Origin of the sequence: Streptomyces roseirectus (genome assembly GCF_014489635.1) — a bacterium.
In the GTDB taxonomy this organism is placed as follows: Bacteria; Actinomycetota; Actinomycetes; order Streptomycetales; family Streptomycetaceae; genus Streptomyces; species Streptomyces roseirectus.
This window is the reverse complement of record NZ_CP060828.1, coordinates 9,732,025-9,758,014: the sequence shown is the minus strand read 5'-3', so window position 1 is coordinate 9,758,014 and position 25,990 is coordinate 9,732,025. Positions and strand designations below refer to the sequence as shown.

Annotated in this window: 20 protein-coding genes and 1 pseudogene; 5 read left to right on the top strand and 16 right to left on the bottom strand. The window is 72.5% G+C overall.

Going from position 1 to position 25,990, the window contains the following annotated elements; translation table 11 throughout:
* Nucleotides 1-42 precede the first annotated feature (42 nt).
* The 3 genes and pseudogenes from IAG44_RS42025 to IAG44_RS42015 all read left to right on the top strand — a co-directional run.
* A complete protein-coding gene (locus IAG44_RS42025; RefSeq protein ID WP_187752261.1) occupies nucleotides 43-621 on the top strand; it encodes an IS607 family transposase in 579 nt (192 codons plus the stop codon).
* Complete coding sequence (locus tag IAG44_RS42020) at nucleotides 614-2,254, top strand: transposase (protein ID WP_246563160.1); 1,641 nt, start codon at nucleotides 614-616, stop codon at nucleotides 2,252-2,254. The genes IAG44_RS42025 and IAG44_RS42020 overlap by 8 nt, the downstream gene beginning before the upstream one ends.
* Nucleotides 2,255-2,262: 8 nt before the next feature.
* Nucleotides 2,263-2,787, top strand: a pseudogene (locus IAG44_RS42015) (phosphotransferase); the annotation flags it as partial.
* Nucleotides 2,788-2,836: 49 nt separating this feature from the next.
* Here IAG44_RS42015 and IAG44_RS42010 read toward each other — a convergent pair.
* From IAG44_RS42010 to IAG44_RS41950, 14 genes are all read right to left on the bottom strand, one after another.
* Nucleotides 2,837-3,604 (bottom strand): glycoside hydrolase family 12 protein, encoded by a 768-nt coding sequence (locus IAG44_RS42010; RefSeq protein ID WP_187752260.1) that lies wholly within the window; start codon nucleotides 3,602-3,604, stop codon nucleotides 2,837-2,839.
* Between the two features lie 160 nt (nucleotides 3,605-3,764).
* Complete coding sequence (locus tag IAG44_RS42005) at nucleotides 3,765-4,430, bottom strand: DUF5825 family protein (protein WP_187752259.1); 666 nt, start codon at nucleotides 4,428-4,430, stop codon at nucleotides 3,765-3,767.
* Complete coding sequence (locus tag IAG44_RS44435) at nucleotides 4,427-4,561, bottom strand: hypothetical protein (protein WP_281404330.1); 135 nt, start codon at nucleotides 4,559-4,561, stop codon at nucleotides 4,427-4,429. The genes IAG44_RS42005 and IAG44_RS44435 overlap by 4 nt, the downstream gene beginning before the upstream one ends.
* Nucleotides 4,558-6,459: a RiPP maturation radical SAM C-methyltransferase gene (locus tag IAG44_RS42000; RefSeq protein WP_187752258.1), complete on the bottom strand. Its 1,902-nt coding sequence runs from the start codon at nucleotides 6,457-6,459 to the stop codon at nucleotides 4,558-4,560. Before IAG44_RS42000 ends, IAG44_RS44435 begins: the two co-directional genes overlap by 4 nt.
* Before the next feature lie 263 nt (nucleotides 6,460-6,722).
* Complete coding sequence (locus tag IAG44_RS41995) at nucleotides 6,723-8,477, bottom strand: S9 family peptidase (RefSeq protein WP_187752257.1); 1,755 nt, start codon at nucleotides 8,475-8,477, stop codon at nucleotides 6,723-6,725.
* On the bottom strand, nucleotides 8,474-9,751 hold the full coding sequence (locus IAG44_RS41990) for an MFS transporter (protein WP_246563126.1): 1,278 nt from the start codon (nucleotides 9,749-9,751) through the stop codon (nucleotides 8,474-8,476). The genes IAG44_RS41995 and IAG44_RS41990 overlap by 4 nt, the downstream gene beginning before the upstream one ends.
* Before the next feature lie 193 nt (nucleotides 9,752-9,944).
* Nucleotides 9,945-13,658 carry an nSTAND1 domain-containing NTPase gene (locus IAG44_RS41985; RefSeq protein ID WP_187752255.1) on the bottom strand — a complete coding sequence of 1,238 codons (3,714 nt, stop codon included), beginning with the start codon at nucleotides 13,656-13,658 and terminating at the stop codon, nucleotides 9,945-9,947.
* 136 nt (nucleotides 13,659-13,794) lie between these two features.
* A complete protein-coding gene (locus IAG44_RS41980; RefSeq protein WP_187752254.1) occupies nucleotides 13,795-14,157 on the bottom strand; it encodes a hypothetical protein in 363 nt (120 codons plus the stop codon).
* Nucleotides 14,158-14,197: 40 nt separating this feature from the next.
* On the bottom strand, nucleotides 14,198-15,067 hold the full coding sequence (locus IAG44_RS41975) for a glycine betaine ABC transporter substrate-binding protein (protein WP_187752253.1): 870 nt from the start codon (nucleotides 15,065-15,067) through the stop codon (nucleotides 14,198-14,200).
* A gap of 124 nt (nucleotides 15,068-15,191) precedes the next feature.
* Nucleotides 15,192-15,833 (bottom strand): hypothetical protein, encoded by a 642-nt coding sequence (locus IAG44_RS41970; protein WP_187752252.1) that lies wholly within the window; start codon nucleotides 15,831-15,833, stop codon nucleotides 15,192-15,194.
* Between the two features lie 274 nt (nucleotides 15,834-16,107).
* Complete coding sequence (locus IAG44_RS41965) at nucleotides 16,108-17,244, bottom strand: PQQ-dependent sugar dehydrogenase (protein WP_187752251.1); 1,137 nt, start codon at nucleotides 17,242-17,244, stop codon at nucleotides 16,108-16,110.
* A gap of 191 nt (nucleotides 17,245-17,435) precedes the next feature.
* Complete coding sequence (gene xynC / locus IAG44_RS41960; protein WP_187753121.1) at nucleotides 17,436-18,647, bottom strand: glucuronoarabinoxylan endo-1,4-beta-xylanase XynC; 1,212 nt, start codon at nucleotides 18,645-18,647, stop codon at nucleotides 17,436-17,438.
* Nucleotides 18,648-18,958: 311 nt separating this feature from the next.
* Nucleotides 18,959-19,276, bottom strand: a complete 318-nt coding sequence (locus IAG44_RS44060) for a hypothetical protein (protein WP_246563089.1) — start codon at nucleotides 19,274-19,276, stop codon at nucleotides 18,959-18,961.
* Nucleotides 19,277-19,638: 362 nt separating this feature from the next.
* Nucleotides 19,639-21,063 carry an amidase gene (locus IAG44_RS41950; protein ID WP_187752250.1) on the bottom strand — a complete coding sequence of 475 codons (1,425 nt, stop codon included), beginning with the start codon at nucleotides 21,061-21,063 and terminating at the stop codon, nucleotides 19,639-19,641.
* A 101-nt stretch (nucleotides 21,064-21,164) separates the two neighbouring features.
* Here IAG44_RS41950 and IAG44_RS41945 point away from each other — a divergent pair, with 101 nt between their 5' ends.
* Nucleotides 21,165-21,758 carry a TetR/AcrR family transcriptional regulator gene (locus IAG44_RS41945; protein ID WP_187752249.1) on the top strand — a complete coding sequence of 198 codons (594 nt, stop codon included), beginning with the start codon at nucleotides 21,165-21,167 and terminating at the stop codon, nucleotides 21,756-21,758.
* A gap of 128 nt (nucleotides 21,759-21,886) precedes the next feature.
* On the opposite strand, the gene IAG44_RS41940 is transcribed toward IAG44_RS41945, so the two are convergent.
* The gene (locus IAG44_RS41940) at nucleotides 21,887-22,558 is read right to left on the bottom strand and encodes a response regulator transcription factor (protein ID WP_187752248.1); all 672 of its coding nucleotides are present in this window, start codon (nucleotides 22,556-22,558) and stop codon (nucleotides 21,887-21,889) included.
* Between the two features lie 87 nt (nucleotides 22,559-22,645).
* Between IAG44_RS41940 and IAG44_RS41935 the strand changes: the two genes are divergently transcribed.
* Entirely contained in the window at nucleotides 22,646-23,701 is a 1,056-nt protein-coding gene (locus tag IAG44_RS41935; RefSeq protein WP_187752247.1) for an endonuclease/exonuclease/phosphatase family protein, read from the top strand.
* Nucleotides 23,702-23,726: 25 nt separating this feature from the next.
* On the opposite strand, the gene IAG44_RS41930 is transcribed toward IAG44_RS41935, so the two are convergent.
* Nucleotides 23,727-25,967, bottom strand: coding sequence for an alpha-L-fucosidase (locus IAG44_RS41930; protein WP_187752246.1), 2,241 nt, complete (start codon nucleotides 25,965-25,967; stop codon nucleotides 23,727-23,729).
* Between the last annotated feature and the right edge of the window lie 23 nt (nucleotides 25,968-25,990).

Sequence of the window (25,990 nt, the reverse complement as noted above, 5' to 3'; positions counted from 1 at the left end):
GAGTGAGTGTAAGCATGAATGAGTGAGTGTTACGGTCATGTCGTGAATCTGACTGAGTGGGCACGTGCGCAGGGCGTCCACCCGCAAACCGCGTACAAGTGGTTTCGGGAGGGGACGTTGCCGGTGCCTGCTCAGCGTGTGGGGCCGCGCACGATCCTGGTGAACGTGGACGCGGCCACCACTGCCGAAGACGTCGGCGGCCTGGGCCTGTATGCCCGTGTCTCGTCCCATGACCAGAAGGCAGACTTGGAGCGCCAGGTCGCCCGCTTGTCGGCGTGGGCGGCGAAGGCCGGTCACCGGGTCGTCCGTGTTGAGGCCGAGATCGGTTCCGGGATGAACGGCTGCCGTTCCAAGGCCCGTCGCCTGCTGGCGGATCCGGAAGTGACCACGGTCGTGGTGGAGCACAAAGACCGGCTCGGCCGCATGAACACCGAACTTGTCGAGGCTGCCCTGTCTGCGCACGGTCGCCGGCTCGTCGTGCTCGATGACGGCGAGGTTGAGGACGACCTGGTCCGTGACATGGTGGAGGTACTGACGTCGTTCTGTGCCCGCCTGTACGGGCGCCGGTCGGCGAAGAACCGGGCGAGGAAGGCTCTCGAAGCGGCGGCTGCCGATGGCTGAGCCGAAGAAGAAGCTCCGCACCATCGAGGCACCGTTCGTCGTGCCCGGCCCATCCGGGGTGGCGATACGCGACCGCCTCAAGAACCTCAGCGCCGAGGACGACAAGGTGTTGCGGCTGGTCGGCGGACACCTTGGCCACCTCGCCTCGCTGGACCTCAAGGCCCGCTGCGCTGACGGCCTGGACCACAACAGCGATTCGTGGGCAGTCCGGAAGCAGGGCCTGACAGCCGGCTCGTCGTCCCGCTGGGCCGGTGCGATCACCAAGGCCACCCACGACCAGTGGGCGCTGTCCCGGCGTTGCCAGCTCGCCCACATCCAGGGCCTGGAGGCCGGTGTGCGCACGCTCACGCACCGCCTGTCCCAGCCGCTTGGAGACAAGGGCACCAAGCGCGCCCCGGGCGGCTACCGCTCCAAGGCCGAGTGGTTCCAGAAGTCGCGCCGTCTGCATGTGCTGAAACACCGCCTGGACGTTGCCCGCGCTGAACGGGAGGCCGGTGTCGTGCACGTCGTACGCGGCGGCCGACGCCTCCTCAACACCCGTCACAACCTGGCCGCCGCGCAGCTCACCGAGGCCGAATGGCGTGAGCGGTGGGAGGCGGAGCGCTGGTTCCTCGCCGCTGACGGCGAGTCCGGTAAGCGGTACGGGAACGAGACGATCCGCGTCACTCCGGACGGCGAGGTCAGCATCAAGCTGCCCGCACCGCTGGCTCACCTGGCCAACGCGAAAAATGGCCGGTACGTCCTCGCCTCCACGATCGCCTTCCAGCACCGGGGCGCCGAGTGGCAGGGCCGCATCGGAGCGAACCGGGCCGTGGCCTACCGCATCCACCTAAACGCGGCAAAGGGCCGCTGGTACCTCACCGCGTCGTGGGCAATCCCGCCGGTCAAGACGATCCCGCTGGAGACGGCCCGCGCCGCCGGAATGGTCGGTGTGGACACCAACGCCGACCACTTCGCCGCCTACCGCCTCGACGTCCACGGCAACCCCATCGGTGCCCCCAAGCGGTTCTTCTACGACCTGACCGGCACCGCCGACTACCGCGACGCCCAGATCCGGCACGCCATCAGCCGACTGCTGCACTGGGCAACACGGTGCGGCGTCAAGGCAGTCGGCCTGGAGAACCTGGACTTCACCGCCGAGAAGACCCGCGAGAAGCACGGCCGGAAGAAGAAGTTCCGGCAGCTCATCTCCGGCATCCCCACCGGCAGACTCAAAGCCCGGCTCGTCTCTATGGCAGCCGAACAGGGCCTGTCGATCGTCGCCGTCGATCCGGCGTACACGTCGATGTGGGGTGACGAGCACTGGCGCAAGCCGCTGACCAGCAAGAAGAGAGAGATGTCCCGGCACGATGCCGCAGGTATCGCGATCGGGCGACGCGCCCTCGGGCACCCGATCCGGCGACGGACGGCACCGCCCCCGCAGCACCAGAGCGATGCTGCGGGGCATCGGACCGCCCAGGCCGGACCAGGCGTACGAGAGCGTGAGGAAACCCGCCCCCGCATTCCCGGATCACGCACAGGATGCGTGCCGCCGGAAGCGGAGCGAACGCGGGAGACCAGGACACCCAAAACCGTTCGGGATGTCCGCAGTAGACAGGTTTGGCTCCAAGAATCACTCCTGCTCACTGATTAAGGAACGGTCTGTTGCGGCGGCTGCATGAGGCGGGAGCGGGCGTGCCGGTGGATCCGGACGCCGACTGGCCCCGGTCGATGGCCGATCCGGCGGGAGGGACGGTGCTGTGTCACAACGACGTGTGCCCGGAGAACGTCGTCTTCCGTGACGGCCGTGCGGTGGCGCTGATCGACTTCGATCTGGCGGCTCCCGGGCGGGCCGTGTGGGACGTCGCCATGACCGCCCGCTACTGGGTGCCCATGCTCGATCCCACGTCCGCGGCGGTGCTTCATCCCCCGGGGCTGGACGTCCCGGCGCGGCTGCGGATCCTCGCCGACGGGTACGGCCTCTCCCCGCAGGAGCGCGCCGAGTTGCCCGCCGTCATCGAGGAGGCCACCGCGTCCTGCCGGGCGTTCGTCGCCGGCCGGGTGGCCGACGGGGACCCCGTCTACACGCGGGCCCTGTCCGAACGCGGCGGCTGGCAGCGCTGGGACCGCATCGAGAAGTGGCTGAGGGCACACCGCGAGGTGTTCACGGCCGCCCTGCTGGACTGACACGCACACCCCGCCCGACCGCGGGGTGCGCGTGATGTGTATGGCGCGGCTAGATGCTCGATCCGCCGCCGGAGGTGTTGCTCCACCAGGCGCTGTAGGCGTTCAGCGCGTATCGCTTCTGCACGCCGCTGGTCGAGGTGATCTCCAGGCCGAACTGCATCGTGTCGAAGGTGGTGTTGCGCAGGAGGTTCCGCGACGCGGCCCAGCGCCAGACCGCCGCGGCGTCGATGCTGCCGGTGTCGGTCTGCTGGGCGGGGATGAGCTGGAGGACGTTCCAGCCGGGGTCGGCCTGCCAGACCGACGCGTACCGGATGCCGCCGATGGTCACGTCGGACGCGATCTGCCGTCCCCAGCCGCCTGCCGTTCCGCCCGACCAGCTGGTGAAGACCATGATCTCGTCCTGGTTGCCGGTCGACCAGAGGTCGCTCGTCCAGTTCCAGTGATCGCTGCCGCCGACGGGAGCCGACGACGTGCTGTACCAGAAGCCCGCCGAGTTCAGCTGGGCCAGCGGCGTCTGGGGGCGGACCGAGGTGTTCGGGTAGGACTTGATCCCGCCGCCGGAGTGCTGGGCGTCGGCGTGCCAGGACTTGATGCTGTCGACGGTCAGGCACTGCGGGCCGTGGTTCTCGCCCCAGATGTTGTTGTAGACCGTCCAGGTGCCCTGGGTGTACTGACCCCACCGGTCACAGGTGGAGTACACCTGGGCCTGCGCCGGGGAGGCGAAGCTCAGGAATCCGGCGATGACGGCGACGATCACGGCCAACCGGCCGATCCCGGCCGGTTGGCGGTTGACGGGTGTGCGGGGTTGCCCTCTCATGTGTGCCTCCAAGGACGGCTCAGATGGGCACTGTCGAAGCGCTTGCGTCCGCAGACCGTATTAATGGGATGTCTGAACAGCAAGGCTTCACACAGGAACGCACACTTCCTTCACCGGTGAAGCATTTCGTCGAAGCGCTTCGACCACACGGGACAACCGGTCAGATCACCCTCGGCGCCTGTGACCACCTGCGGACGCGGTAGGGCATCCACCACAGGAACTCCCCGACGCGCGCGGCCAGCTCCTCCTGGAGGAAGTCGTCGGTGACGGCGGTGGGGAGGGCGGCGATCGGGGCTCCGTCGGCGAGGAGGCCGATCGCCGCCCGGTATTCGGGCTCGTCGATGGTGAACCGGCGCAGTTCACCTCGGCGGCGGTCGCGGACCTGGATGAATCCGGGTCCCTGCCGGTAGACGCACTTGCAGATGTAGTAGCCGTCCCGCCAGCGCCGCAGCGCCGCGTCCGCGTCCGGCGCGCCGAGGAGCGCCGTCGGGGGGTGGAGGTGGCTGAGGGGGATCCAGGTGTCGGCTCCGGGCGCGGGCCGCACCTGCCAGTCGACGGCGACGGCGAGGCTGGTGAGGTCTCCGACGAAGCTCAGCGCGCGGACCGTCCAGGCGGCGTCGGACTCGTCGGTGAGGTCGACGGGGCGGGGCAGGGCGACGCGGCGGGCCCCGGCGTCGAACAGCCGTCGCGCGGCCTCGCCGCCGGCGCCGTCGACGGTCCGCGGGTCGAGGCGCATGCCCGGGAGCGCGTTCGCGGCGGCGTCGTGGTCGCGCCAGGCCGTCACCGTGAAGGCGTACGGCGGGGCGGGGGCGGGTGCTGCGGTCATCGTCGGATCTCCTCGGGCGGCTGCTGCGACTTGGCGGCTTCGGCTTCGACGGCTTCGGCCGCGGCCGTTTCGACTTCGGCTGTGCCAACTTCGGTCTCTTCGGCCTCAACTTCGGCGACCCGCGCGTTCACGCCGGTGCCGGTGCCGGTTCCTGCGCCGTGGGCTGCCGCAGCGCGTGCATCCGCAGCAGCTCCTCGTTGACGCCGGGCACCGCGACCTGCACCACGTGTCCCCCGTTCTCGAAGACCAGCCCCAGTTCCCGCCAGCGCCGCAGGATCTCCCGCACCTCGCCGTCCCCGGCCGGCTCGCCGTGCCCGGCGCGGAGTTTGCGGACGGCCGCCGCCACCGAGTGGGGCTGGTCGAGGAGGCGGAACAGGGCGACGTCGACGGGCGAGGTCAGTTCCCGGACATGCCAGTCGAAAGCGCGCCGGACGCTGACGAGGACGATGCGGTCGCCGAGGTCGCAGTAGGTGAGCCGGCTGCCGGCGTAGGACCGCTTCCACTGCCTGATCGCCGCGTTGAGGCGTTCCACGACGTCCTCGCCGACGCCGCGCGGCGGTACGTCGAAGACGTAGGCGAGGTCGAACATCTCGGGTTCGGGCAGGTCGTAGATGAGCCGGTACGGTTCGGCGGGCCGCAGGTCCGAGAAGCCGAGGCCGGGGTTGTTGAAGTAGGGGCTGAAGCGTTCGATGGCGATCCTGGCGGACTCCTCGACCGGCGGGTGGAGGTGTTCGAGGGCGGGGAGCTGGACCGTCACCTCGTCGTAGTCCTCGGCGTCCTCGCCGGGGAACCCGTGGAGGTAGTTCCACACCACCGAGAGGCCGGCGGCGGCGCCGTCCCGCATCATGCGGACGTTCTGGCAGCCGGTGACGCCCTTGTCCATCAGGCCGAGCACCCGGCTGCTCAGGCTCTCGATGCCGGGCTGGACGTAGATGAGGCCCGCGTCGGCGAGGGTCTGGAGCTGGCCGCTGCGCATGTTCGACTTGATCTCGTAGTGCATGCGCAGGTCGAGGCCGCTCTCGATGATCCTCGGCAGCAGCGAGGAGAGGTAGCCCATGTCGAGGATGTTGTCGACGACGTACATGTCGAGGATCCGGTGCCGGCGCACGAGGTCGACGATCTCGTCGAAGAAGGCGCCGGGGTCCTTGCTGCGGAACTGCATGAACGAGCCGTTGAGCCCGCAGAACGTGCAGTGGTGCTTCTCGCCCCACCAGCATCCGCGCGCGCCCTCGACGACGAGTTTCGGTTCCACCCACGAGCGGGCGGCGGAGGCCGCGAGCCGTTCGAAGTACCCGGTGTAGTCGGGCGAGAGGATCGCGGCGGGCGGCAGCGGCGTCGTGCTCATGGCGTTCGCCGTGGAGGCGCCGTCCGCGCCGCGCCGGCACAGCCCGGGGACGTCGGCGAGGTCGCCGTCCCCGTCGAGGGCCCTGAGCAGGGCGGGGAAGGACGCCTCGCCCTCGCCGCGCACGACGTGGTCGACGAAGGGGAAGTTGCGGTGCACGGCCTCGCCCTGGGCGCCGTCGCAGTTGGCGCCGCCCATGACGGTCACGATCTCGGGGGCGAGGCGTTTGACGTGCCGGGCGGCGGCGAGGGCGGCGGTGTTCTGCTGGAAGGTGGAGGTGAAGCCGACGACGTCCGGGGCGAGGGAGACGACGCGTTCGGCGATGTGGCGGACGAATTCGGGGGCCGCCCGGTGCAGTTCCAGCGTCATCGCCATCCGTTCGCGGGACAGCCGGTCGTTCATGGCCTCGGTGAATTCCGTGATCCGCCACCGGGGGTCGTCGTAGAGGGCGGAGGAGAAAACCCAGTCGCCGCAGCCGAGGAAATAGGAGGCGAGCGAGTAGTAACCGTAGTCCCCCAGAGAGAATTCGGTCCGTTCCGTCACCCAGTCCACGAAATCGATGTTGGCGTGCATGACCTCGGCCCGGCCGCCGGGAACGTGTTCGTCGACGCCGTGCTTGAGAATTCCGAGGGCGAGCGACGGGAGATCGATCGGCGCCCAGGGCATGTTCACCAGGAGTACGCGCACGGCTTGCCTCTTTTCACGGGTCGGGTTCGGGCGGCCGGGCGGGGGCCGGTCCGCGGGCTCAGCGCGGGCCGGCCCCCGGTGGTGCTACTGCTCCTCGTGCTCCTGCTCGTCCGCGTTGCGGAACCGCACGACTACGCCGACTCCGACAGCGCGGTTCTCGTCGGTGTCCTCCAGCGGGTCGTCGTGAAAGATGTCCTTCTGCATGACATACACCCCCTTTCTGTCGATCGGACGGGCTGGGTCATGGTGCTGTTCACCCCGGCTCACTGCGCGGCCGGGACGTCGGGGGCGGCGGTGAGGCCGCGGTCGAGGAAGCGCAGGGACCGTTCCATGACGGCGACGTGTTCGGCGCCGTCATAGCCGTCGTGTCCCGAATCCAGCCACACCGCCTCGTGACGGATGGCGCCCGCGCGCAGTGCGGCGAGGTACACCTCGATCTGCTCGGGCGGGCACTTGACGTCGTTGCGGGCGGCGACGACGAGCAGGGGCGCGCGGACCTCGCGCGCGTACGTCGTGGGCGAGGCGCGCGCGTACCGTTCGGGCACCTGGTCGGGGGTGCCGCCGAACAGGGCGGTGTCCACGGCCCGCAGCGCCGGGGTGGCGTGGCGGAAGGCGGTCGCGCAGTCGGCGACGGGTTTGACGGCGACCCCGGCGTCCCACAGCGCCGGGTGTGTCCCGAGGGCGAGGAGGACGAGGTAGCCGCCCCAGGAGGTGCCGCACAGACCGACGGCGCCCGCGCGGCCGACGCCCCGGCGCAGCAGGTCGGCGCGGACCCGGACCAGGTCGGCGACCTGGGTGTGGCCGACGCCGTCGGAGTGGGCGGCGCGCCAGGCGGGCCCGTATCCGGTGGAGCCCCGGTAGTTGACCCGGGCCACGGCGAACCCGGAGCCGGCGAGGGAGTGGACCATGGGATGGTAGGCGTCGCGGTCGTGGTCGGCGGGGCCGCCGTGGACGAGGAACACCAGCGGGTGGGGCGGGGTCCGGTCGGCGGGGAGGGTGAGCAGGGTGTGGACGGGGCCGTCGGGTCCGGGCGTCCACAGGTCGCGGTGGCGGCCGAAGGGGGGCAGCGGCCAGCCGTCCGCGCCCGGCAGCCGCGTGCCCGACAGTGACCGGACGCGGGGCGGGGTGACGGCGTCGGTCCAGAGGTAGTGGACGTCGCCGTCGGCGCGCGGGGCGGCGTCGAGGACGCTGCCGGCGGGGACGGGCAGGGCGGTGACGGTGTGGCGGGCGGGGTCGGCGGTGAACAGGCGGCTGCGGCCGTGGCGGTCCTGGCGGAGCAGGATCCGGTCGCCGTCCGGGTACCAGCGGGCGGTGGTCTCGGTGTCGAACGCGCACCACGGGTACAGCTCGATCCCCCGCCGCGGGCGCCAGGTGCCGAGGCGGTAGCGGCCGTCGCGTTCGCACATGACCAGCAGCCGGGGTTCGGCGGCGTTGGGGCGGAAGCCGAGGGCCCAGAGGCGGCCCTCGGTGCCGGGGAGGGTGGCGAGGGTGGTGCCGTCGGGGGTGGCGAGGGTGACCGCGTGCGGGGCGTGGGCGGGGCCCGAGACGGCGAGGAGGTCGCCGTGCGGGGCGAGGTCGCTCAGCCGGGTGTCGGGGCCGGCGCGCAGCGCGAGGGTGTGGGGGCCGCCGCGCCGGCCGAGGTGGACGCGCAGTCCGTCGGGGTCGCCGAGCCCGGCGGCCACGAGCCCGGTGTCGGTCATGGCCAGGCCGCGCGGGCGGCCGGGGGCGGCGCCGGGGAGCGCCAGGGTGTGCGGGCCGCCGGTGAAGTCCTGGACCCGCCAGTGTCCGTGGCCCCGGCGGTCCTCGTCGAACCACCAGATCGCCGCGTCGGCGTCGATGGCGTGCAGCAGGGTGCCGTGGGGGCGGTCGGTCACCTGGCGGGGGACGGCGGTGGCGTTGTCCCAGGCGAAGATCTCGCACCGGCCGTCGGCGTCGCCCGCGTAGGCCATCCGGCCGGGGTCGGTGGGGCAGACCGCCGGCAGGACGGGCCGGTAGACGCCGTAGCCGCGCCCGGTCACCGCGCGCTCCCCTCGGGCGCGGAAAGGCGGGGCGCCTCCGGTGTGCCGTCGGGGCCGTCGCCGCGCAGGTGGGTCGCGCCGCGGGTCGCGTACAGCGCCAGCAGGCTCAGGGCACCCGCGCAGCCGAGCCCCACGGTCCGGCCGCCGTACGCGGAGACCAGGACGCCGGCGGCGAGGGGCGCGAGAGCGGCGAGCCCTTCGCCGGCCGTGCCCAGCACGGTGCCGACGCGGGCCTGGAGGGCGTCGGGCACGACGAGGACGGCGCGCGCGTGCAGGACGATGACGACGGACGGCGCGGCGCAGGTGACGGTGGCGAGCAGCAGCCCGTATCCCCAGGTCGTGGTGGTGAACGCGAGACCTGCGGCCATCGGCACCATGGCCCAGGAGGCGGCCGTGACGACCAGCGCGCCGGGCAGGCGCCGCACCAGCCAGGGCGCGGCGAGCGCCCCGGCGAGTCCGCCGACGCCGGAGACGGTGAGGATCAGGCCGATGGAGGAGGCGCTGGCGCCGCGCGCCTGGGCGCTGAAGACGGCGTGGTAGTAGAGGGCGCCGAGCACGGCGTTGAGCCCGGCGGTCCACAGCATGACGAAGCGCAGGAACCCGTCGGTCCACACGAACCGCACGCCCCGGGCCAGGTCGGCGGTGAACGAGGCGGGCGGGCCGTCGCGTTCGGGCGTCAGGTCGGCGCGCATCGCGCGGACGTGGACGGCGGACAGGAGGAAGGAGAGGGCGTCGGCGAGGAAGGGGACCCAGCGGGCCGTCTGGTAGAGGACGCCGCCGAGGGCGGGACCGGCGATCTGGGTGGCCTGGTCACGGGCCTGGAGGCTGCCGATCGCGCGGGGGTAGTCGGCGGGCGGGACGAGCCGGCGGATCGTACCGTGGGCGGCGGCCGTGTAGCAGGCGCTCGCGACCTGTTCGGTGACGGCGGCGGCGAGCAGGTGGGCGAAGACGGTCTCGCCCCACGCCACGGCGGCGCACACCGTCGCCATGGCGGCGCTCGAGACGAGCGCGGAGCAGATCATCAGGGGTTTGCGGGGCAGGCGGTCGGCGAGGACGCCGGCGAACGGGGAGGCCACGAGGCCGCTCACCATCGCCGTGGACGCGAGCATTCCCACGAGGCCCGGCGGATATCCGGCCCCCAGCAATACCAGGGGAAGAACGAGGACGGACGCGTGAGAGCCGAGTCCGTCTATCGCGCCGGCCGTCCAGAATAATCGAAAGTCCCGTCTCCGAATAAACCAGGAGAGCGGCGATAATTCACCCTGTGCTCTCACAGCGGACCCTCCCCACGGGGAGCGCTCAGCGTAGCGACCCGCCCGGCGCTCCGCAATACTGTGGGCAGGCCGGAAGGTGATCTCCATTGCGTGGGAGCTGGTCCCCTCTTGATCGGCGATAAAAGAATCTTCGGGGAAATTCCGGGGCGTGGAGAGGCCGCTTACCGGAATTAAACCCTTCGCAAAACGCGGTTCAGTCGCACAGGCTCCGGTAGGGGGCGTCGGGGATGTACGCCCGCCAGCGCTCCGGGGTCAGTCCGGTACCGCCGGCCCGTGCGCAGACCTCGTGGACCGCCCGGTCCGGGTCGACGGTGTAGCGCTGGACGGGGACGTGTGTGCTGCCCGCGTACAGGGTGGCGCCGTCGCGGCTGAAGGCGAGGGTCCGCACGGCGTCGCCGGGGGTGGTGAGGGGGGAGCCGAGGGGCTGCTGGGTGCGGGTGTCCCAGAGCTGGAGGGTGCCGGTGCTGCCGCCGACGGCGAGGGTGGTGCCGTCGGGGCTGAGGGCGAGCGCGCTGACGGATTCCGGGGTGCCGCCGAGCGACGGCGGGAAGGCGTTGCGCAGGATGCCTGCGCGTTGCCACAGCTGTCCGTCCCACAGGGCGACGCGGCCGGTGGCGGCGCCCGCGGCGAGCTGTGTGCCGTCGGCGCCGAAGGCGAGGGCGCTGATCTCCTCGCCGAGGACGAGGTCGCGGTCGGTCGGGGGGCCGGCGGGCAGGAGGGTCACCTCGTTGTCGCCGACGAGGAGCCGGCCGTCGGGGCTGACGGCCAGGACCGGTCCGGCGAGGCCGGGGACGGCGCGGGTGCGGCGGTTGCCTGCCGTGTCCCAGGTCTCGGCCCCGAGGTTGCCGGGGGGCTGGATGCGGACGAGGTGGAGGGTGCGGCCCGCGGGGCCCAGGGCGAGAGTGACGATGGGTTCGGCGGGGGTGGGCGCGAGGTCGAGGGTGTGCAGGACGCGGCTGCGGCGGGTGTCCCACACGGTGAGGTGCTGGCCGGTGGTGGGCAGGCCATGTGCGGAGAACCCGTAGGCGAAGGCCGTGCCGTGCGGGTCGAACGCCATCAGGGGCGCGATGTCCGCGGGGTCGGCGGCGACCGGGAGCGGTGGGGCGGGGAGGGTACGGGCGGCGCCGCCGCGGGTGGAGGCGAGGCGGAACGTGTAGTGGCCGCCGGTGCGTTCGGCGGTGGCGACAGTGGTGCCGTCGGGGCTCAGCAGGACCTGGTCGGGCGGAGTGGTCCGCCAGGCGGGGGTGACGGCCGCGGCGACGTCCAGGGTGTGGACGGTGCCGCCCTCCAGGTAGCGCAGGGCAGGGCGGCCGGGGTCCCAGGCGGGGCCGTCGTAGGGGTTCTGGTTGTCGAGGCCGTGACGCAGTACCGGCGCGTCGGGGTCGGACAGCCGCCACACGCGCAGTTCGCCGGGGTCGGTGGTCACGAGGAAGGCGCCGTCGGCGCTGAGGGACGCGTAGGAGACGCCGCTGTCGCTCACGGTGGCGAGGGCCTTGCCGGTGCGGACGTCCCAGACGTGGACGGTGTCGGCGGTCAGGACGAGGAGGCGGCCGTGGTCCAGGTGCACGGTGGTGGGCGTGTCCCCGTCGGGGGCGGGGTCGCACAGGCCGGCGGCGTGCTCCCAGGCGCCGGGGAGCCTGCGGCGGGCGGCGGTGTCCCAGACCTGGGGGGCGCCATGGGCGGGGCAGACCGCCGCCGTGCGGTCGTCGGTGCTGAGGACGGGGTCGGCGGCGCCGGGCGAGGGGATCTCGAACAGGACGCGCCCGTCGCCGACGGCGCGCAGCCGGACCCGGCCGTCCTCGGTGTCCCTGACCAGCGCGTCGTCGTGGCCGAGCCGGATGATCGTCCACAGCGGCAGGGGTGCCGGGCCGCCCGTCCAGCGGCCCGCGCGGGTGTCCCACAGCCGGATGCCCTCGGGTCGGGAGACGGCGATGACGCGGCCGTCGGTGCCGGCGTCCAGTGCCTCGCCGTCGGGCAGTGCGCCGCCCCTGGTCCTGGTGTGGGTGGCGACGTCCCAGGCCGTCCAGTGGCCGCCGGTGACGCTGAGCAGGGTGCGGCCGGAGTCGAGGAGGAAGCGGCGCGGGGTGGTGCCGGGGGCGGGGTCGGTGAAGGCGTCCGCCTCGGGCTGGGCGAGCGAGCCGAGCAGGGCGCGGCGGGTCTCGGGGAGCGGGGCGATGCGCCAGGCGGCGACGCCGAGCAGGAGCGCGGAGCGGGGGTCGGTGGTGCGCAGCGCGTCGGCGACGGCGGCCACGCGGCGGGCGGCGATGGCGGCGCGCTGCCGCTCGTCGGAGCGGTGCTGGGACCAGGCGACGGTCGCCACGGCCAGGGCGGTCGCGAGGACGGCGGCCAGGGTGGTGAGGAGTCGTCGGTGGCGGCGGGCGGCGCGGGCGGCGGAGTGCCGTTCGGTGTCGCGGGCGTCGAGGGCGGCGGTGAGGAACGCCTGTTCCGTGCGGGTCAGCAGGTCGTGGTCGGGGAACAGTTCCTCGGCGCGGGCCAGCGCGGTGCCCCGGTAGAGGGCGCCGGGGTCGCGGCCGTGCTCGTGCCAGGCGCGGGCGACCTCGGTGAGCCGGGAGCGGTGGCGCAGCCGGTCGCGGTCCTCCTCGACCCAGCCGGTGAGCCGGGGCCAGCCGGTGATCAGGGCCTCGTGGGCGAGCTGGACGCCGTCCTGGTCGGCGGTGAGCAGCCGGGCGCGGGTGAGCCGGTCGACGACGACCGGGACGTCCGGGTTGGTGTGCTCGGCGAGTTCGGCGCACGGCAGCGGGCGGCGGGTGTCGGGGGTGGCGCCGAGGCCGGGTTCGACCATGCGCAGCAGCAGGTGCCGGGCGATGCGGGCCTGGGCGGGGGTGAGGCCGCGGTACAGCTCCTCGGCGGTCTCGGCGATGGCGCCGCGCACTCCGCCGGCCGCCTCGTAGGCGGCGAGGGTCAGGGCGCGGCCGCGTCTTCGGCGCCAGGTCTCCAGGAGGGCGTGGGAGAGCATGGGCAGCGCTTCGGGCCGTCCGCTCACCTCCTCGACGAGGCGTGCGGTGAGTTCTCGCTCGACGAGCAGTCCGGCCTGCCGCGCGGGTCCGACGATCACCTCGCGCAGTTCGTCCGCCGTCAGGGGGCCGAGCATCAGGCCGGCGCCGCACAGTTCGTCGGCCAGGCGGCGGTGTTCGCCGCAGCGGGCGTAGAAGTCGGCGCGGACGGCGATCAGGACGCGCAGCCGGGTGTCCGGGTCGCGGGCGGCGAGCAGCAGGTCGATGAACCGGGTGCGTTCCTCCGTGTCCCGGCACAGGGTGAAGACTTCCTCGAACTGGTCGACGACGACCCAGCTCTCCGGTTCGTCGTCGGCGGGGGTGAGGAGGTGGCCGTAGGTGGTGGCCGGTCTGGGTCCCGGGGTGAGGACGCGCAGGACGGCGGGCCTGCCGTACGCGGCGGCCTCCTCGCGCAGGTGGGGGATGAGGCCGGCGCGCAGCAGGGAGGACTTGCCGCTGCCGGAGGCGCCGAAGAGGACGGCGAGGCGCTGTTCGCACACGAGGCGTTTGAGTTCGCCGACTGCCCGGTCCCGGCCGAAGAACAGGTCCCGGTCGTCGGTCTCGTAGCGGGTCAGTCCCCGGTACGGGGAGCGCTCGTCCTCGTCGGGTTCGCGCACGGCGTGGCTGACCCGTTCCTGCGCCGCTTTCCACAGGGGTTCCAGGGGCGCGGGGTCGGCTCCGCAGGCGCGGGCGTAGCCCTCGACGACCGGCCAGGAAGGCAGGCGTTCGCCGGCCGCCGCCTGGGAGAGGGTCGTCGCGGCGAAGCCCGCGGTCTTCGCCATGGCCCGGTAGGCCGGTCCGCCGGCGGCCCGCCGCAGTTCACGCAGGGTGTGGGCGAGCCGCTGGACGGGACCGGCCTCGGGGTCCACGGGGAGTTCTGGACGGCCTGCCACGTGTCCTGCCTACGTCCGAGCCTTACGGGAGTGAGGCTCTTGACCGGATGGCGCGCGACCTCTTCACAGACGGTGAAGGGTGTGGATGTCCGGTAGGTGACAGGTGGGCAAACCGTCGGCAAAGGCGCTCCGGCCGTCAGTTGATCGAGTACGTCGAGGTGCCGCCGTCGCGCTGGCGGGGGATGTAGACGAACTTCGTGTGCCAGCCGATGTTGGAGCGCTCGTAGTGGAACTCGACCGAGCGGTCCGTCTGCCACCAGTAGTCCCAGGCCGTGGTGCAGCCGTTCGCCGGGACGTCCCAGAAGCGGGAGCCGGTCCAGTCGTGGAACTGGTTGTAGCCGACGAGGAAGAATCTCAGCGGGCGCGAGTTGTTGTTGCAGACCTTGAGCTGCGCGCTGTCGACCTGGTCGGCGCTGGCGGTGCCGGGCAGCGCCAGTCCGACGCACAGGGCGCCCAGCGCGAGCGCGGGCACGGTGACCTTGTTGAGGAGAGTACGCATGGGGACGGTTGCTTTCTGCTGGTGTTGAAGTAGGTGGAACTCAGGTGGTGAGTCCGTGGGACCGCAGCCATGCCGCGGCCGCCTCGGCGGGTGACTGGCCCGCCTCGACGCGGGCCGTGAGCGCGGCCAGCTCGGTCGTGGTCAGCCGGGCACCGAGCCGGCCGAGCGCGTCCCTGGCGGTCCGGCCCGCGCCCGCCGCGTCGGCGAGCGGGAGGACGTGTTCGGGCGGGACGACGGCCGCGGGGTCGGCCAGCACCACCAGGCCCCGGCGGGCGATCACGGGGTCCGTGCCGCGCAGGACCAGGACGTCGGGGGTGCCGGCCTTCGGTGCCGTCGTGAAGGTGACGCCGTACGCCTTCGCCAGCGCGGCCGGCGAGGGGGCGTCCGGGTCACCGGCCGCCGGGCCGCCCAGGGTGAGACGGGCGCCCGCGCGCCGCAGGTCGGGCAGGCCGCGCAGGGCGTGGCGGTGGGCCAGCTCCTCGGTGACGGCCAGGACCACGCCGCGCTCGGCGCGGGCCGGGCGCAGCGCGACGACGCCGGGCGGCAGGGCCATGCTGAGCGTCGCCGCCATGTCGCCGGGCCGGGTGCCGCCGCCGGGCATGGCCCGCAGCAGGGCGGTCTCGTAGGCGGGGGCGAGGCTGATCTCGCCCCGCACGACGGCACGCGCGCTGTCGGCGGGGGTCGCGTAGGGGGTGAGGGCCGTCTGGACCGGCTCACCGGCCCCGGTCAGGGTCGCCTCGTAGAGCGCGGCCACGATCCGGCTCTCCGGCGCGTTGTCGCTGCCGATCACCAGCGGGCCCTGGTGGTCGCCCGACGACACCGTGGTGCCGGTCGCCGCCGTGCCGCCGCAGCCGGCGAGCAGGAGCGAGCAGAGGGCGAGGGCGGCCGTGCGCAGCGGGCGTCGGGTCATCGGTCGGGTCACTTCTGTTCTGTCGGATGTTCTGTACGGAGAAGCCGCGAGGGCAGGGGGGATGGGGCACGCGGCCCCGCGCGCCGCCGCGCGCGCGGGGCCGGGTGCCGGCACCGGGACCGGGTCAGCGGCAGTGCTGGTTGCGCTCGGTCTGGCTCATCCGGGCGTCCTTGTGGTTGACGTAGCCCAGCTTGGCGTCGCCGCCGTAGTAACCGGACGACTTGTAGTCGTGGACGTACCAGATGTAGTGGCCGTAGTAGCGGGTCCGGAAGTGGATCTCGTACCAGCCGGTGGCCTGCTGCTTGGGCGTGCCGCGCTCGACCCAGCCCTTGGAGCCCGGCGGGATGTTGACGGTCTCGCCCTGGCTCTCGGTGTGCGACGCCTGCCAGGTGTGGCCGTAGGTGGCCTGGATCTCGGCCTCGAAGACCTCGAAGAACTTCACGCCGCCGCTGACCGAGACGCCGACCGAGTTGGTGGTGCCGGTCGTGTCGGACCAGTCGATGCGGTGCTGGTTGGTCTGGCTGCCGCAGTTGAAGGCCGTGCTGCCGACCTGGTGGGCGGGGCCCGCGTACGTCCAGTAGCTCTGCGGGTGGAACTCGCAGAGGTCGGCCCAGCTGCACGCGTCGAGCAGCTGCCTGGTGCTGGGCGTGTCCTCGGCCACGGCGTTCGGAGCGCCGAGCAGCGACGCCCCGAACGCGAGCGCCGCGACCGCCCCGGCGGCCCGGCCGAGACGACGTCCGGCGCGCTTGGTCTGTGCGCGGTCCATGAATACAGCTCCCTGGGGAAGGTGGCCGGCGGAGGTCCGCGGGCCGCGTGCAAGTGGTCTCCAGGGCCCCCGGCGACGGTGGGGATGGGCACCGCCGGAGGCCCTGATCACCCGTCCGCCTCCTGCGGAACCGGCCGGGCAGGGACCACTTTGATCAGCCCCGAATTGATCGGCACCCCCTCCTGACCAGGGAAATCAATGGCCGGCACCCATGCCGACGGGCACCGGGCGGCCCCCGCCCCGGTGCCCGTCGGTCAGACTCGGCGTGGTTGCCTCACGCCGGGTCGATGCGCAGGATGCCGCCGTTCAGGAGGTCGAGGACGTACAGCTCGCCCTTGCCGTCCTGGGCGAAGGAGGCGATGCCCCGGCCGAGGCCGGCGCCGAGGTCGGTGACGCCGGTCACCTGGCCGTTGTTCATGGTCAGGGCCTGGAGGCCGCTGTCGCAGACGTCGCTGAAGACGTACTTGCCCTTGAGAGCGGGGATGGCCTCGCCCCGGTAGACGTAGCCGCCGGTCACGGAGCAGGCGGCGCCGGAGCGGTCGTACTCGTAAACCGGCGGGACGTGGTCGGCGGGCGCGGTACCGCCCAGGTAGGGGTGGTTGCCCTCCATCTGGTTCCAGCCGTAGTTCTCGCCGCCCTTGTCGCGCGCCGGGGCCCAGTCGACCTCTTCCCAGGCGTCCTGGCCGACGTCGCCGATGAGGAGGTCGCCGTTGGCGGAGTCGAAGGAGAACCGCCAGGGGTTGCGCAGCCCGTACGCCCAGATCTCGCCTTTGGCGCCGGGCGTGCGCACGAACGGGTTGTCCCGGGGGACCGCGTACGGCCTGGCGCCGCGCGGGTCGATGCGCAGGATCTTGCCGAGGAACGTGTCGAGTTTCTGGCCGTTGCCCTGGGGGTCGCCACCGGACCCGCCGTCACCGAAGGCGATGTAGAGGTAGCCGTCGGGGCCGAAGTGGATGTCGCCGCCGTTGTGGTTGGCGAAGGGCTGGGTCTGGGTGAGGACGGTGCGCCGCGTGTTCGGCCTGATCTGGCCGTTGCGGACGGCGTACTCGTCGATGGTGCTGGTGCCTTCAAGGTTGGTGTAGGAGACATAGAAGTGCGCGAAGCGCTTGTCGAACGCGATGCCGAGCAGGCCGCGCTCGACGTCGGTGGTCGTCTGGTCGGAGATGTCGAGGACGGGCGCGCCGAGCACGCCGTCCTTCAGTACGCGTACTTTTCCGGCGCGTTCGGCGATCCAGAGCGTGCCGCCGGGGCCGGCCGCGCCGGCGATCGGGCTCGCGGCCGTGGCGACGGTGGTCAGCGAGACCTGCGCCGCCTGTTCGTCCTGTGCGTCGGCGGACGCCGTGGTCAGTGCGAGGGAGGCGACGAGGCAGAGGCTGCCGACGATCGCCGCGTTCCTGGTGCGAAGTTTCACCGTGGTCCTCCTATGGGCGGCGAACGCGCGGAGGTCACCGGAGTCGGGACGGGTGCCCTCCACACCGGTTCGCGGCCTGAGTGGGGGGATGGTGCACTACTGGCACGGGTGACGCTACCGGGACCCGGGGTCCGGCTGAGACTGTCACTTCGGCCAAACGGTGTGGCCGATTCCGGGGCGGGCCGGGGGACTCAGCGCAGTACGAACGTCATCGCGCTGCGCGCCGGCAGCGTCGCCGTGAACGACCCGTTCGACACCCCGGCCGTCCCGAGGGACGCGACGTTGCGGCCCGCGTCCGTCACCCACGACGAGACGCCCGACGGCGCGCTGTTCACCAGCCTGAACTGCTGGCTCACCGCGCCGGTCCCCTTGTTGACGGCGACGACGACCGTGGAGCCGCCGCCCCGGTACGCGGAGACCCACAGGTTCGCCACCGGGTTGGCCGTCGCCTGGATCCGGACGTAGCCGGGGCGGACGAACCTCGCGAAGTGGGCCATGGCCGCGCCGCGCTTGCTGAGCCGGCCGTCCTCGCGCATGGGTCCGTAGCCGCGCCGGATGTACCACCAGACGTACGCCTGGAACTCGGCGTCGACCATCGCGTGGTGGATGTGCTCCCCCACGTCCAGCGCCTGGGGCCACAGGTCCGCCGAGTCCGAGCTGTTCGGGTGGTAGACCTCCGTCATCCACAGCTCCTTGCCCGCGCCCTTCTGCCGGAACAGGGGGTAGGGGAAGTTGCCGAGCGAGGTGCCGTACAGGTGGGCGCCGATGATGTCCGTGTTGGCCAGTGCCACCGGGTCGTTCAGGATCGGGTCCGACATGTTCTTCAGGTACTGGAACGACTCCGGCGCGATGACCCTGGTGCTGATCGTGCCGGCGTTCTCCCGCAGGAAGCGGACCAGCTCGGCGGCCGTCCACCACGTCCAGTCGTGCGCGTAGTCCGGTTCGTTCTGCACCGAGATCCCGTACAGGTTCACGCCGTTGTCGCGCATGTGGACGGTGAAGTCGTCCAGGTGCCGCGCGTACGCCCCGTACATGTCGTGCCGCAGCCGCCGCGCGTCGGTCTGGGTGCCCCGTACGAACGTCTCGGTCATCGAGGCGGGCGGGTTCCACGGCGAGGCGATGACCGTGGCCCCGAGCGCGGACGCGCGTTGCGCCGTCGCCAGGTCGCGGCTCCACGCGGCGCGGTCCTCCGGGACGGGGATCCGCAGCACCGAGAACCCGAGCTGCCCGTCCCCCGCCCCGAACGCCGTCTCCCGCTGCGCCGGCGTCAGATCGCCGATCCACGCGGTGTGGTTCATCCCGCCGAACCCCCGGATGACCTGCCTGCTCACCGACGGGTCGATGACGGCGGTCGCGGCGACGGCCTCGCCCGCGGTGGCGGCGAGCACGGGCAGCGCCCCCATCGCCGCCAGCACGCCCCTCCGGCTCACCCCGTTGCGACTCTGTGCCACGTCTCCTCCTCCTGGCTCTGGGAGCGCTCCCACCTCCGCAGGCATCCGCACACGGATGTGCTCTGCGCGAGGGGAGTTGCCGCCGACATGTTCCGTACCCTGAACAGCGTCCAAGTGGCAGACCTTTCGCAAGTTAACGACGCGACCTACCGGGGTCAACCCTTCGGACAGCGCCGGAGCGCGGGGAGGTCGCGGTACGTCAGGTCCGGCACTGGGGTGGCGGGGAGCTGCTTCGGCCCTCCGCAGTCCACCTCACCGCGCGGTCAGACGTCCGCGGCCCACCTCCGCAGCAGGCGCACGGCCTCGTCCCGCGGCAGCGGCCCGCGTTCGAGGTGCAGTTCCTGGAGACGGCGGGTGGCGGCGCCGATCAGCGGGCCCGGCGGCAGCGCCGGCAGCTCCATGATCTCCTTGCCGTCCAGCGCCGCCGGGACGCCGGAGAGCCGCCTGCGCTTCTCCGCCTCCTCGGCGGCGCGCACCTCCTTGTCCCGTTCCCGCTGCCACGCGTCGCAGGTCGCCGCCCACCGGGCGCTCCGTCCGGCCGACTCCCAGCCGTCCCGGTCCTGTTCCCAGCCGAGGCCCACCGCCAGGAAGGCGTCCTCGGCGCTGCCCGGGACGACGCCGGGCAGGGCGAGCGCGGGGTTGATCGGCCACGCGTGCCGGGGTCCGGCGGGGTCCCCACACCCGTACGCCGGCCCGCCACACGGCGGCGGTCTGCTGTCCGGTGCCGCCGTGGAACTCCGCCTCGACGTGGGCGATCGTCCCGTCGCCGGGCCACTGGCTCAAGGTCTCGGGGAGTTCTCCGGCGACCGGTACCAGGCCCATGCGCTGCCGCAGCGGGGCGACGACCGCCTCCGGTGTCGCGGCGGCCCGGCTCCGGAGCAGGTCGAAGCCGCCCGGGACGGCGCTGGGTTCGTAGGGCGTTCCGGCAGGGTAGCCGCGTCCGCTACCGGTCTCCCCCGCGCGGGTCGATCGGTGCGAGGACTCCGAGGCGGTCCTCGACGGCCTGGGCCGCGTCGAGGCACAGGTCCTCGCGGAACGCGCGTCCGATGATCTGGACTCCCGTGGGGAGGCCGTCGGTGGTGCCGGTCGGGACGGCGATGGCGGGGACGCCGACGAAGCTGGTCGCGGTGCACAGGCGCATGGCGGAGCCGACCCGGTCGCGGCCGGTGCGGTCGCGGGACTCCAGGCCGGGTTCGACCGGGGGTTCGGTGAAGGTGGGGCCGAGCAGCAGGGGGTAGTCGTCGAGGAATTCGGCCCAGGAGCGGCGGATGTTCAGCCAGGTACCCATGAGCTTCATGAACTCCTCGGTGCTCGCGGGCGAGGTCTTCTCCATCGCCAGGGCGATGTAGCGGTCGCCGCCCTCGCCGAGCAGCCCGCGGACGGCCGGCCAGGTCGGGGCGAACTCGGTCAGGGTGATCCGGCCGTACGCCTCAAGCGCCTCGTCCAGCCGTGGGACGTCCTGGACGTCGCGCACGTCGTATCCGGCGTCGCGCAGGGCGTCGGCCGCGGTGTCGACGGCCGCGCGGATCGCGGGGTGGACGCCGTGTCCGCCGGGGTCGGCGACGACCGCGACCTTCACCGGGCCGGGGAGCGGTTCGCCGTACAGGGGGACGGGGACGGCGCGTGGGTCCCGTGGGTCGGTGCCGGCCAGTGTCTCGTAGGCCAGCCGCAGGTCGGCGACGGTCCGGGCGAGCGGGCCGTCGGTGACCAGGGTCTGGGACGCCGGGCCCGGGTCGTCGGGGCCGAGGACGCGGTGGTCGGCGGGGAAGCGGCCCGTGGTGGGTTTCAGGCCGGCGACGCCGCAGAACTGGGCCGGGATGCGCACGGATCCGCCGGAGTCGTTGCCGAGGCCGAGCGCCGCCATGCCGGTGGCGACGGCCACGGCGTCGCCGCCGCTGGTGCCGCCCGGGGTGCGGGAGCTGTCCCACGGGTTGACGGTGTCACCGAAGAGTTCGCTGCGGGTGTGCATCCCGGCCAGGATCAGGGTCGGCATGTTGCTGTGCCCGACGGGAATGGCGCCGGCCGCGCGCAGGCGGGCCACCGGGGGTGCGTCGGCCGGGGCCACGAGGTCGCGGAAGCGTGGTGTGCCGAACGTGGTCGGGACGCCCTCGACGGCGGTGCTCTCCTTCACGGTGAACGGGACGCCCGCGAGGGGGCCCAGCGGCTCGCCTGCGGCGCGGCGGCGGTCCGTTCGTGTCGCGGCGTCGCATGCGCGGTCCGCCATGAGCTGGGTGACCGCGTTGACCCGCGGGTTGACCTCGGCGATGCGGTCGAGGTGGCTCTCGATCAGCTCGCGTGCGGAGACGTGTCCGTCGCGTACGGCCTGCGCCTGGGCGGTGGCCGGCATGGTCCACAGGGCGTCCTGCATGATGCTTCCCTCCATTCCGATGCGCTCGCATCGGAACGTCGACTGTAACCTGATACCGATGCGAGCGCATCGAATAAAGTGCGGCAGGAAGGCGGCCGGGTATGCCCAAGCAGGTCGATCACGTGAGCCGGCGCCGTCTCATCGCCGAGGCCGTCTGCGCCCTCGCCGACGAGCGCGGCCTCGAAGGCGTGACCCTCCGTGACGTCGCCGCCCGCGCGCAGGTGTCCATGGGCGCCGTCCAGCGGTGCTTCCGCACCAAGGAGGAGATGCTCCTGTTCGCCCTCGGGCACATCGGCGAGCGGATCACCGAACGCGTCCGGGCCCGTATCCTCAGCAGCCCCGCCCAGTCCGCGCGCACCGCCCTCGGCCACGCGGCCACCGAGGTCTCACTCCTCGCCGAGGAACACCGCGCCGAGGCCCGCGTCTGGCTGGCCTTCGTGGCCCAGGCAGCGGTCAGCAAGCCACTGGCCACCACGCTCCAGTCCAACTACACAGCCCTCCACCACCTCTTCACCCGTCTCCTCACCGAAGCGCACATCCCCACCCCCCACCTCGAAGCCCACACCCTCCTCGCCCTCACCGACGGCCTCACCACCCACGTCCTCATCGGCCACCTCACCCCCCACCAGGCCCAAACCCTCCTCCACACCCACCTGACCAACCTCTGGCAACGTCAGGCTGATCCCGGTTGTTGAGCGGCCAGTTGTCGCTCAGGATCAGCCGACGTGTGGGGACGTCGTGGGGAGGTTGTGCACGGTGGTGTTCCAGCAGGAACCCCGCATGGCTGAGCGTGAGTTCGGGACGGACGCTCAGCCCCGGCTCCCTAGCCGCGCTCCCCCGCCCCGATCCGGTACCCGACCCCGGGCACGGTCACGATGAGCCAGGGTTCCCCGAGCCGCTTGCGCAGCGCCGACACCGTGATGCGCACGGCGTTGGTGAACGGGTCGGCGTTCTCGTCCCACGCCCGCTCCAGCAGTTCCTCGGCGCTGACGACCCCGCCCTCGGCGGCGACGAGGACGTCGAGCACGGCGAACTGCTTGCGGGTGAGCGCGACATAGCGTCCGTCGCGGTACACCTCCCGGCGGAACGGGTCGAGGCGCAGCCCCGCGATCTCTCGCACCGGTGGCCGGTGATGCGCGCGCCTGCGGTCGAGCGCCCTCAGCCGCATCACCAGTTCCCGCAGGTCGAACGGTTTCGTCAGATAGTCGTCCGCGCCGAGCCCGAACCCGGACGCCTTGTCGTCGAGCCGGTCGGCCGCCGTGAGCATGAGGATCGGCGTCCCGCTGCCGGAGGCGACGATGCGCCGGGCGACCTCGTCGCCGGACGGCCCGGGGATGTCCCGGTCGAGGACGGCGATGTCGTACGCGTTGACGCCCAGCAGCTCCAGCGCGGTGTCGCCGTCCCCCGCGATGTCGGCCGCGATCGCCTCCAGCCGCAGGCCGTCGCGGATGGCTTCCGCCAGGTAGGGCTCGTCCTCGACGATCAGCACACGCATGCCGTCCAGGCTAGGGGGCCGCGCATATCGTCGGCGTATCGAAAACCGCATACGCGAGGGCAACAGACGCCTGCCTTCACTGGCGGCATGAAACTGATCGAACCGACGACGCGGACGGCTGCGCCGGGCGGGACGTGGCGTGCGCACGCGCGTCGCGCGGCCCACGCCCTCACGAGGCCGGGGCCGTGGAGACGTGGCCCGGTGCCGACGGCTGTAGCCCTCGCACTGGGCCTGCTCCTGTCGGCGCACTCGCATCTGACCGACCGGGGCGGCGTCGGAAGCCTGGTGGAGACCTTCCTGCCCTGGTCCGGCGTGTGCGTGCCGGTCCTGCTCGGCGTCGCGCTGTGGCGGCGTTCCGCCTCGGCCGTCGTCGCGGTGCTGCTGCCGGCGCTGGTGTGGCTGCACCTCTTCGGCCCGGTGTTCGCCGACAAGTCCCGCTCCGGCGGCGACCTCACCCTCGTCAGCCACAACGTCGGCGCCGGCAACGCGGACCCCGACGGCACGGCCCGGGCCCTCGCCGCGTCCGGCGCGGACGTGCTGGGACTGGAGGAGATCACGCCTCAGGCGCGCGGCACGTACGAGCGGGCGCTCGCGCGGGAGTACCCCCACCACATGGTGCTGGGCACGGTCGGGGTCTGGAGCAGGCTCCCCCTGACGGACACGCGCCGGGTCGACACCGAGCAGGACGTCGGCCCCCTGGGCGACGCCAAGCCCGCCTCCGTCACACTGCCCGCCAACCGGGCCCTGCGCACGACGGTCACCACCGCCCGTGGCCCTCTCACGGTCTACGTCGCCCACCTCGGCTCCGTCCGCGTCACCTCCGCGGCCGGGTTCGACACGGGCTCCCGCGACCGCAACGCCCGCGCCCTCGGCGACGCGATCGCCGAGGACCGGGGTGAGCGGGTCGTCCTGCTCGGCGACCTCAACGGCACCGTCGACGACCGCGCCCTGTCCCCCCTCACCTCCCGCCTGCGCTCCGCCCAGGACCTCGCCGGCCAGGGCTTCGGCTTCAGCTGGCCGGCGGGGCTTCCTGTCGCCCGGATCGATCAGATCCTGGTGCGGGGGGTGCGGGCGCACGACGCGTGGCTGCTGCCGGAGACCGGAAGCGACCACCTGCCGGTGGCGGCGCGGGTGGGCTGGTGAGCGCCGGGGTCGCGGAGCCTCGGCTTCACGCCAGGCCGAACGTCCACATCAGGTTGGTGCTGGCCTCGTACGTCCACTGCTTGGCGGGGGAGCCGGAGGGGACGGAGCCGCCGCCGTCGAGGGCGAGGCCGGAGGTGCGGTTGGTGAGGGAGTAGCGGGCGTCGCCCCGGTGGGTGAGTTTCCACTGCTGGTTGGGTCCGCCGTTCCAGGCGGTCTGGCGGACGGGTGAGCCGTTGGTGGTGGCGCCCCAGCCGTCGGCGACCATGCCGTTGGTGCGGTTGACCAGCTTGTAGTAGCCGGTGCCGAGGTCGACGGCCTGCCACTGGAGGTTGGGGCTGCCGTCGTAGGTCCACTGGCCGAGAGGCGAGCCGGAGGCGACGGAGCCGCCGCTGTCGAGGGCGAGGCCGTTGGTGACGTTGAGGAGCTTGAAGTACGCGGACGGGTCGAGGCGGACCGTCAGCGAGGCGATCGGCGTGGACCGGAGGTCGGGGCTGTCGGCGGAGACGGTCCAGGACGTGCCGGTGAGGTCGTCCTGCGCGTAGCCGACCAACTGGTAGCCGGGGGCCAGGCGCAGGGAGGCGAGGGCGCGGCGGTCGAGGCCGGCGAGGGCGAGGTCGGCGGCGGTGTGGTCGCCGAGTCCGAGAGCTGTGCCGGGGCCGCCGTACCGTGCCCGCGGGAAGGCGACGGCGCCCTGCAGCGGGCGCAGGGCCGGGATCCCGCCCCGGAAGGTGAGTTTCAGGACGTACGCCTGGGCGGTGAACGGCGCCGCCGCCGGGAGGCTCACGCGCAGGCCCGTCGCGTCCTGGACCGGCGTCGGGAGGTCGATGTAGGTGCCGGCCGTGGAGTTCAGGAGCTGGACGGACCGCAGGGAGGTGAGGTCGATCCGGTGCGCGTCGAGGGTGGTGATGCGCAGGGACGCGCCGGGCCAGCCGAGGACGGTGGCGTACAGGACGTCGTTCGCCTCGTTCCGGGTGAAGCGGATGTCCTGGGCCGTGCCTGCGGTCGGCCTGGTGAAGGAACCGCCGCCCATCTTGGTCGGGCCCTCGCCGTACGCCGTCCAGGCGCGGGTCGCGTACACGGACTCCCCGAACCGTTTCAGGTGGTCGCCGATGCCGAGGAGGATGTCCTTCTGGGCCTGGGGGATCGTGCCGTCGGCCATGGGCGCGATGTTGAGCAGGACGTTGCCGTTCTTGCTGACGCGGTCGATGAACGAGTGCAGCATCTGCTGGGCGCTGTAGTAGCCGATGCCCTGCGTGTAGCACCAGCTGGTGCTGGAGATGCTGTCGTCGGTGAGCCAGTAGGGGGCGGTGAGGTCGGCGGGGCCGCCGCGCTCGTAGTCGAAGACCTCGCCCCGGCCGTTCATGCCGTCCTTGTAGGTGGCGACGACCTCTTTGCCCCAGGTCTCGGCCTGGTTGTAGTAGTAGGCGAGGAAGTCGAGGCGCCGCTGTTCGTCGACGGCGACGAGGTTGAAGTCCTGCCAGAGGATGTCCGGCCTGGCCCGGTCGACGACTTCCTTGAGCTTGTCGTACCAGAGCTGGTTCTCCGCCGCCGGACCCAGTTGCCCGTAGAACTTCTTGAGGCTCGGGTCGGTCTGTGCGGGGGCGTTCTCGTAGAAGCCGGTGAAGTTGTACGCGTGGTGCATCGCCACCAGCAGGCGCAGGCCCCTGGCGCGGATGGCCGTGCCGAACAGGTCCAGCAGGTCGAGCCGGGGGCCCCGGTCCTTGGAGTTCCACTCGTTGACGGCGCTGTCCCACATCGAGTAGCCGTCGTGGTGTTCGGCGACGGGTCCGGCGAAGCGGGCGCCGGCCTCGACGAACAGGTCGGCCCACTCCTCCGGGTCGAACTTCCCGCCGGCTGACTTCAGTTGGGGCTTGAACTGGACGGTGTTGCCGGCGAGGTCCTTCGCGCCGTCGACGAAGTTGTTGTACGGCCACACCGCGGGGTCGCCGTAGGTGGCGATGTGGTGGCGGTTCTCGCTGGAACCCGCGCCGTACATGTTGCGCGGGTACCACTCGTTGCCGAACGCGGGGACGCTGAAGACGCCCCAGTGGAAGTAGATGCCGAACTTGGCGTCCCTGAACCACTCGGGGGCCGCCGGGTGCTGGTCGACCGACGGCCAGTCAGGTGTGTAGCGGCGCGGCGCCGCCCCGGCCCGTCCGCCGGCCGCGTGAGCGCCGCCGGCGCCGAACACGCCTCCCGCGACGGAGGCGGCGGCCACACAGGTCGCGCCGGCAAGGAACTGTCGTCTGTTCGTCCAACTCGGCATGGGGCATCCCTGGTACGGAGGAG

Excerpts from the sequence above, each read along its gene's own strand:
- IAG44_RS42020 (WP_246563160.1), top strand. The coding sequence starts at position 614 with ATGGCTGAGCCGAAGAAGAAGCTCCGCACCATCGAGGCACCGTTCGTC.
- xynC (WP_187753121.1), bottom strand. The coding sequence starts at position 18,647 with ATGGGGGCGCTGCCCGTGCTCGCCGCCACCGCGGGCGAGGCCGTCGCC.
- IAG44_RS42005 (WP_187752259.1), bottom strand. The coding sequence starts at position 4,430 with ATGACCGCAGCACCCGCCCCCGCCCCGCCGTACGCCTTCACGGTGACG.
- IAG44_RS41980 (WP_187752254.1), bottom strand. The coding sequence starts at position 14,157 with ATGCGTACTCTCCTCAACAAGGTCACCGTGCCCGCGCTCGCGCTGGGC.
- IAG44_RS41930 (WP_187752246.1), bottom strand. The coding sequence starts at position 25,967 with ATGCCGAGTTGGACGAACAGACGACAGTTCCTTGCCGGCGCGACCTGT.
- IAG44_RS41950 (WP_187752250.1), bottom strand. The coding sequence starts at position 21,063 with ATGCAGGACGCCCTGTGGACCATGCCGGCCACCGCCCAGGCGCAGGCC.
- IAG44_RS42010 (WP_187752260.1), bottom strand. The coding sequence starts at position 3,604 with ATGAGAGGGCAACCCCGCACACCCGTCAACCGCCAACCGGCCGGGATC.
- IAG44_RS41945 (WP_187752249.1), top strand. The coding sequence starts at position 21,165 with ATGCCCAAGCAGGTCGATCACGTGAGCCGGCGCCGTCTCATCGCCGAG.
- IAG44_RS41935 (WP_187752247.1), top strand. The coding sequence starts at position 22,646 with ATGAAACTGATCGAACCGACGACGCGGACGGCTGCGCCGGGCGGGACG.
- IAG44_RS41975 (WP_187752253.1), bottom strand. The coding sequence starts at position 15,067 with ATGACCCGACGCCCGCTGCGCACGGCCGCCCTCGCCCTCTGCTCGCTC.
- IAG44_RS41970 (WP_187752252.1), bottom strand. The coding sequence starts at position 15,833 with ATGGACCGCGCACAGACCAAGCGCGCCGGACGTCGTCTCGGCCGGGCC.
- IAG44_RS41940 (WP_187752248.1), bottom strand. The coding sequence starts at position 22,558 with ATGCGTGTGCTGATCGTCGAGGACGAGCCCTACCTGGCGGAAGCCATC.